We start from the raw sequence: 6,645 nt of genomic DNA on the forward strand, positions 1-6,645 counted from the left end.
CCTCAGGCCACAGGGGCCTGTCAAACTTGAGAATCCTTCGCGCCCGAAGGGCGCGGGGCCGCGAAGCGGCTATAAACTCATCGCCCGCAAGGGCGATACCGCCCCCTCTGAACCCGCCCGCTGAAAGCGGGCAGAACCTTCTGAACCTTCTGAACCCGGGCCGCGAAGCGGCCCATTAATAAAGAACCGGGTGATACCATTGGATTTATTTGGACATGAAGACCCCGAAGAATATGCAGAGCGCCGCCATCGGGAGCTTTATGGAAACGGGGAAATGGAGACCTATCCCTCCCATGAGGCTCTGGCCAAAGCCATTCGAAGCTGCAGCCGCTGTCCTCTCCGGAAAGAAGGGGGACTGGGCCCCGTGCTTTCCACGGGACCTTCCGATTCGCCCCTCATGATTGTGGGAGAGGGCCCCGGCGGGGTCGAGGATGATTACGGAGGACCCCTGGTGGGCCCCTCCGGACAGCTTCTGGACAAAGCCCTTCTCTCCGTAGGGATTACCAGGGACCATGTGTATGTGACGAACATCGTCAAATGCCGCCCCCGGGGAAACCGGACACCCACCATGGAAGAAGGCCGTTTCTGCGGTTCCATCTGGCTTGCCGCGGAAATCGCCCTGGTGAAGCCCAGGGTCATCGTAGGCCTTGGCAAGGTGGCCCTCCGATTCTTTCTGGGCCGGGAGGCCGGCATCATCCGCTCCCGGGGCCACTGGATCGACTACCACGGCATACCGGTCATGCCCACCTTCCATCCTGCCTACCTGCTCCGGCAGAGCGGGCGGAGCCTGGTGGACGCCAAATGGCAGGTATACTATGACCTTCTGGCTGCCAAGGAAAAAGCAGCGTCCCTTGCGCCGAAGTGGGTGTGGAAAAGCGAAACCATGCCGAACCTTCTGGAAAATCTGGCAGAAGAGCGGAAACGGCGGCACGAAGGACATCCTATTTCATAATTACAATATAAAAGGGGATTGAATTGATTAAACGTATCATTCTGGCAGCCGCCCTGTGCGCTGCCCTGGGGACCTGCGGTTTCACAGAAGTAAGCGCCGCAGAGGAAACAAACGGAAATGAAGAAATCACTGTCATCAAGGGAAAAATCCTGAGAACCGAAACGGTGAAAAGAGCAGACAAACACAGCAAAGCCCAAAAGGCAGAGAAAAAAGAAAAGGCCGCTGTCAAAAAAGAACAGAAAGCGCTCCTTTCCAAAGAAAAAGCAAAGACCGCAGAACCCGAAAAAACGGTGAAAGCGGCCAAACAGGAGCCCGCCGTAGACAAGGCAGCAGAAACGGCTCCGAAAGATGCGGAAGCTGTGAAAAAGGCACCGGAGAAGCCACGGTTTGAAGACAAACGCATTGAAATCAACCTGGCCAGCCGCCTCCTTACCCTTTACCAGGGAGACGTGGGCATCCGCATGTACCCCATTGCCCCCGGCAAACCTTCCTCTCCCACCCCCACCGGCAGACGTACCGTGGTGGATATGGAAGTGAATCCCACCTGGATTGACCCGGACAGCGGCACCACCATTCCCTCCGGCCCTGACTGCCCCATCGGCTACCGCTGGATCGGCATCGGCGGCAACTACGGCATCCACGGCACCAACGTGCCCTCCGCCATCGGCACCTACGCCTCCCACGGCTGCGTCCGCATGAACGAAGCGGACGTGGAAGACCTCTACGCCCACATCGTCAAAGGCATTCCCGTGGATATCCTTTACGAACGGGTGGTGGTACAGCGGGAGGCAGACCACACCGTGGTGTACTACATCTATCCCGACGGCTACGGCAGAGAACCTCTGGACGTGAGCCGCATGAAAGCAAAACTGGCCCCCTTCGGCGTTTCCGCCTATGTATCGGATGATGACATACAGCAGGCCATCGACGCTTCCGATGGAAATCCAAGGTACGTGGTGAAAGTCTATGACATGTACCTGGACGGAAAGAAACTGGACGCCAGAGCCCTTGGCAAAGACGGCCACATCTACCTCCCCGTCATGCCCCTGGCCCGGGCCGCCGGAGTGAAAGCGGAATGGTCCTCCAACTGGGGCGAAATCCGCACCCCCTACGGCAGCGCCAAAGCGGTCCTCAAAAACCGCTCCCTCCTCATCGACGCAGCCGACGCCCCTGCCCTCCTCCACCTCACAGGGAGCCTGGATAAAGACTATAATTATCAGATGAAATAGAGAAATCCCTCGGCGCAAAAGCGCCGGTGGATTCTTTTATTTCAAGGTTCTAAAGTTTGACCGGCCTCAAGGCCGGAAGGTTCTTAAGTTGGACAGCCGCCAAAGGCGGCTGAGGGTTGTTGTGGCGCCGCCGCAGGCGGCGATAAATATATACATCCCGCTTCGCGGCAGCAGTGTCCCGAAATCTCCCTGCAAAAGGTTTCCTATGGCATTGAAATACAGTCTCCCCACGCCGGACAGGAAACTCTCCTTCCACGATTTCCAACACTAAACCGCCAAAACGGTGTATAATGAAAAAAGCATAATCTCAAGAATGAAATCATCAGGAAAGGTGGAAATACTATGTATAATCTGATTTTCAAAAGACGAAGCGTCCGTTTCTTCAAGGACACCGACATTTCCAAAGTAGACATGCGCGAAATCCTCCGCGCCGGCATGTGGGCCCCCTCTGCCAAGAACCGTCAGCCCTGGAAATTCATCGTGGTCAAGGGAGAAAGCAAGAAAACGGCGCTCTCCCTCATGGAACAGGGCATTGAAAAATCAGAAAAGGGCGAAGGCGTCCTGGCCGGAGCACCGGAACTCTATACCAACGCCCGCTTCACCCTGCAGTGCATGCAGCAGGCACCGGTACTGGTCTTCATCGTGAACCCCAAAGGCCGTCCCCTCACCGACAACTGGACTGCCGCTGAAAAAATCCACGAACTTTCCGACGTACAGGCCATCGGCGCCGCTGCCGAAAACATGGCCCTCCAGGCTACCTCCATGGGCATCGGAAGCCTCTGGATCGGCAATATCTTCTTCGCCTACGAAGAACTCCATGACTGGCTGGGAGAAGGAGAAATGGTGATGGCCATGTCCTTCGGCTACCCCAACCACAACCCCTGCCCCCTGGCAAGAAAGAGCGAAGACGACGTCATCGAAGTAAGGCTCTAAGAAAAAAGCACGGCCCCGCGGCCGTGCTTTTTAGTTTCCTGTCTGCTATGTGTCAATAACAGCTAACCCCGCTGTCATTTCGAGGGTCGGAAGCGGAGCCCCGAAATCTCCCTCCTCAAATGACACAAACAGCAGTACGGCAGGATATCTCGGGGCTCTGCGTCAACAATACCGAGTCCATTTATCTCCATACCGGCATATACCTCCGCTCGAGATGACAATAGCGGTAGGCAGCCTTCCTGCCATATCCGGGGAAGTCACAAACGGCGCCGTACCAACCTACCTTACCATCATTTCGAGGGAAGCCACGAAATTTCACCTCTTAATGATATAAACCTCTACAGAAGGAGGTGCACCATCCATGGAATATGTGTATTATGTATACATATTAGCTAATGAATATAGAAATGTATTATATATAGGCGTAACAAACAACCTGCAAAGGCGATACCATGAGCATTTATCCGGAACAGTGGATGGATTCACCAAGAAATATAATGTTCATTGCCTGGTATATTATGAGCAGTATAATCATATAGAAGAGGCTATAGCCCGAGAAAAGCAGCTAAAAAAATGGTCTCGCAGCAAAAAAGAGCAGCTTATCCGACGGCTGAACCCCCATATGATTGATTTGGCCAAGACGTGGAAATAATAAAAACGAGATTCTCATCATCATTCCGAGCGGAGCCCCGAAATCTCCTTCCCCATATGACACCACTGTCAACCCGCACCGCTGTCATTTCGAGCGAAGTGAAGCGGAGCCCCGAAATCTCCCTCCAAACATGACACAAACAACAATACGGCAGGAGATCTCTCGACTCTGCGTCAACAATACCGAGTCCATTTATTTCCATACCGACGTGTACCTCCGCTCGAGATGACAACGACGGCAGGCAGCTTTACCGTCATACCCGGAAAGAGCGCAGATGACACAATACCATCCCGCCTCACTGTCATTTCGAACGGAGCGAAGCGGTGCCCCAAAATCTGACACCACGTATGACGCTGCTAGACATCACAATCTCGGAAATCATTTCCGTATGGTGTCATAAGCAGTCCGATTCTGTTGCATCAGCTTTTTAGAAATGGCTTCCACCTCTTCATCACCGGCAGTTCCATCCTCTAAGGTATCAAAATTCACAATCAGATAGCGGGGCCGGTTATTTTTCAGAATCACAGCCGACCCCTTTTCATCCACCATGCGTGCTACTTTAGAGAAATTGCGATTTGCTTCGGTCATAGGAATCATGGTATTCGTATCAATGCGCATAAAAATCACCTCTCCCTCATTATATCAGAAAGGAGGTAGTTTTATAGGATAAATTCATCCTACAAAACTGCCTCCTTAAAAATTTCCTATTTTTATTACGCCGCTGTCAACCCGCACCGCTGTCATTTCGAGCGGAGCGAAGCGGAGTCGAGAAATCTCCCTCCTCAAATGACACAACTGTCAACCTGCACCGATGTCATTTCGAGCGAAACGCAGTGGAGTCGAGAAATCTCCTTCCTCAAATGACACCTTTGTATTCCACACCAACAGGAAACTTTTCGCAAACAGTTTTCTATCCGGCTTGTCAGCTCTGTTTTTCACACCTGTTCACTAGTCCACCAGCACACCAGCACACTAGCTCACCAGTCCCCCAGCTCACTCATTTCCCCTGAATCCTTCGATATTCTCCTGTACACTCCTGGCCGTATCCATGAGGCGGCCGGCCTTGTTCATGAGTTCATCCATCCGGTCATTTTTATACTCATACACCGTCATGCCGTCGGAGAGGGCCCTGCTTCCGGGGCGGCCGCCGGAAATCTTTACGTACAAATCTCCCACTACGCCGGTGGTGTCGATGGTGAACCGGGCGTCTTCGGGAATCCTCGTTTTCTCCCGGATACTAAGGTCCAGCACCGCCTTCCCGTCTTCCACGCGGATTTTCCGCACATGGCCCACAGAGACCCCGGCATAAAGCACCTGGGCATTCTCCCGGATTCCCTGGGCATTGTCAAAAACCGCATGGACTTCGTAGAAATCCTTATGGAACCAGCGGGAAGGCTCAAGAAATAAGCCGGCTGTGCCGATAAAAAGCAGCAGGATAAAAGCGGCTATGCCTATTTTCGTTTCCCGGCTCATTTCTATGCCTCCTTTATAATGGGCCGCTTTGCGGCCCGGGTTCAAAAGGTTCACAAGGTTCAGAAGGTTCAAAGGGTTGTGGTGGCGCCCTTCGGGCGCATTATAAAATGGCGCCGCAGGCGCTCACCCTGCCTCCATGGAGTGGGCTTTATAACTCCCCTCTGAACCGGCCCGCTCTGTGGGCGGAACCGGAGCCGCCCAGGGCGCAGCCCGACGGCGGCTTGAACCCGGGCGCCGAAGGCGCCTGAACCCCTCTGCTGTCGGGAATACAGCCCACCAGCTCACTAGTTTACCAGCCCACCGGCTCACTTAATCAAGAGTACCGGGCACTTCACGTGGTGCACGGTGTAGTAGCTCACACTGCCAAGGAACATGGAGGAGAAGGAATTCCTTCCACTGCTGCCCATGATGATGAGGTCCGTACCGTCGTCTTCGGCGGTGAGGGCAATCATGACCTCCGGCGAACCCATGAGGATTTCCTGGCGCACCTTCACCCCCTCCGGCACCCGTTCCATGAGGCGGGCCAGCACGGCGGCGCCCTTTTCCTTCAGCGGGCTGGTGTCGTCGTTCTTTTCATTGAAATGGATGGTGAAATCGGGGGAGCTCATGCTTTCCGCATTGGCCACATAAATCACATGGACCTCTGCGCCCCAAAGCTTTGCCATGTCCATGCCGTAATCGAAAGCCCGGTCTGACATTTTCGAATCGTCCACCGGAATCAGAATCTTATGTATTTCTCTATCTATCATAAAAATCCCTTCTTTCTGCCTGCAGGAAATATCCCGCCAGGCCGCGATTTCAAAAAAAGACAGACTATTTTACAATCAGTACCGGACATTTCGCATGATGCACGGTATAATGGCTCACGCTGCCCATGACGAAGGAAGAAACGGAACCTTTACCGCTGTTGCCCATGACAATGAGATCCGCCCCCTCCGCCTCTGCCGTGCGGATGATGGACGATCCCGGCACGCCGATGGAAACGATTCTGCGCACCTTCACATCCTCAGGAGCGTCCTGGGCATAGAGCGCAAGGATATCCTCCCCCTTCTTCTTCACAGAAGCCGTATCCGTCTCCGCCAGGCTCACCCGGTACACCGGATACATGAGGGTGTCCGCATCCACCACATAGAGAAGAATGATTTCCGCCTCCGTCTTCCGTGCAAAAGCCACGGCGTAAGAAAAGGCTCTCTCCGAAGCATCGGAGCCGTCAATGGGAACGAGTATTTTTTTGATGTCCATAATAAGACCTCCTTCGAACTGACACTTTCCCATAATTCCTTAATTATATTATAGCAGATTTCATGATCCGCTGGGCCGCTTCGCGGCCTAGGGAAGCGCTGATTAAATCGTTATCGGATTTCATTCTTGTATTTTTATTCAATGCAAGGAATAAGTCGACGCGA

At 53.5% G+C, this 6,645-nt stretch carries 8 protein-coding genes; 4 read left to right on the top strand and 4 right to left on the bottom strand.

Going from position 1 to position 6,645, the window contains the following annotated elements:
* The first annotated feature begins 199 nt into the window (after window positions 1-199).
* The 4 genes from QZQ29_RS02900 (at window position 200) to QZQ29_RS02915 (ending at window position 3,766) form a co-directional block, all read left to right on the top strand.
* Window positions 200-952, top strand: coding sequence for a uracil-DNA glycosylase (locus tag QZQ29_RS02900; RefSeq protein ID WP_296959389.1), 753 nt, complete (start codon window positions 200-202; stop codon window positions 950-952).
* A 23-nt stretch (window positions 953-975) separates the two neighbouring features.
* Entirely contained in the window at window positions 976-2,181 is a 1,206-nt protein-coding gene (locus QZQ29_RS02905) for a L,D-transpeptidase family protein (RefSeq protein ID WP_296959392.1), read from the top strand.
* Window positions 2,182-2,523: 342 nt separating this feature from the next.
* On the top strand, window positions 2,524-3,114 hold the full coding sequence (locus tag QZQ29_RS02910; RefSeq protein WP_296959395.1) for a nitroreductase family protein: 591 nt from the start codon (window positions 2,524-2,526) through the stop codon (window positions 3,112-3,114).
* Between the two features lie 361 nt (window positions 3,115-3,475).
* A complete protein-coding gene (locus QZQ29_RS02915; RefSeq protein WP_296959397.1) occupies window positions 3,476-3,766 on the top strand; it encodes a GIY-YIG nuclease family protein in 291 nt (96 codons plus the stop codon).
* A gap of 378 nt (window positions 3,767-4,144) precedes the next feature.
* Here the strand turns inward: QZQ29_RS02915 and QZQ29_RS02920 are convergent, their stop codons facing one another.
* The 4 genes from QZQ29_RS02920 to QZQ29_RS02935 all read right to left on the bottom strand — a co-directional run bounded on the left by QZQ29_RS02920 (window position 4,145) and on the right by QZQ29_RS02935 (window position 6,481).
* Window positions 4,145-4,384: a type II toxin-antitoxin system Phd/YefM family antitoxin gene (locus QZQ29_RS02920; RefSeq protein WP_296959400.1), complete on the bottom strand. Its 240-nt coding sequence runs from the start codon at window positions 4,382-4,384 to the stop codon at window positions 4,145-4,147.
* A gap of 375 nt (window positions 4,385-4,759) precedes the next feature.
* Window positions 4,760-5,239, bottom strand: a complete 480-nt coding sequence (locus QZQ29_RS02925; RefSeq protein WP_296959403.1) for an MlaD family protein — start codon at window positions 5,237-5,239, stop codon at window positions 4,760-4,762.
* A gap of 305 nt (window positions 5,240-5,544) precedes the next feature.
* Window positions 5,545-5,988, bottom strand: a complete 444-nt coding sequence (locus tag QZQ29_RS02930) for a universal stress protein (RefSeq protein WP_296959406.1) — start codon at window positions 5,986-5,988, stop codon at window positions 5,545-5,547.
* 64 nt (window positions 5,989-6,052) lie between these two features.
* Entirely contained in the window at window positions 6,053-6,481 is a 429-nt protein-coding gene (locus QZQ29_RS02935; RefSeq protein WP_296959409.1) for a universal stress protein, read from the bottom strand.
* Between the last annotated feature and the right edge of the window lie 164 nt (window positions 6,482-6,645).

Source organism: uncultured Dialister sp., from assembly GCF_900538805.1.
In the GTDB taxonomy this organism is placed as follows: Bacteria; Bacillota; Negativicutes; order Veillonellales; family Dialisteraceae; genus Dialister.

Coding starts and splice junctions, on each gene's coding strand:
- QZQ29_RS02910 (WP_296959395.1), top strand. CDS start 2,524: ATGTATAATCTGATTTTCAAAAGACGAAGCGTCCGTTTCTTCAAGGAC.
- QZQ29_RS02915 (WP_296959397.1), top strand. CDS start 3,476: ATGGAATATGTGTATTATGTATACATATTAGCTAATGAATATAGAAAT.
- QZQ29_RS02920 (WP_296959400.1), bottom strand. CDS start 4,384: ATGCGCATTGATACGAATACCATGATTCCTATGACCGAAGCAAATCGC.
- QZQ29_RS02925 (WP_296959403.1), bottom strand. CDS start 5,239: ATGAGCCGGGAAACGAAAATAGGCATAGCCGCTTTTATCCTGCTGCTT.
- QZQ29_RS02930 (WP_296959406.1), bottom strand. CDS start 5,988: ATGATAGATAGAGAAATACATAAGATTCTGATTCCGGTGGACGATTCG.
- QZQ29_RS02935 (WP_296959409.1), bottom strand. CDS start 6,481: ATGGACATCAAAAAAATACTCGTTCCCATTGACGGCTCCGATGCTTCG.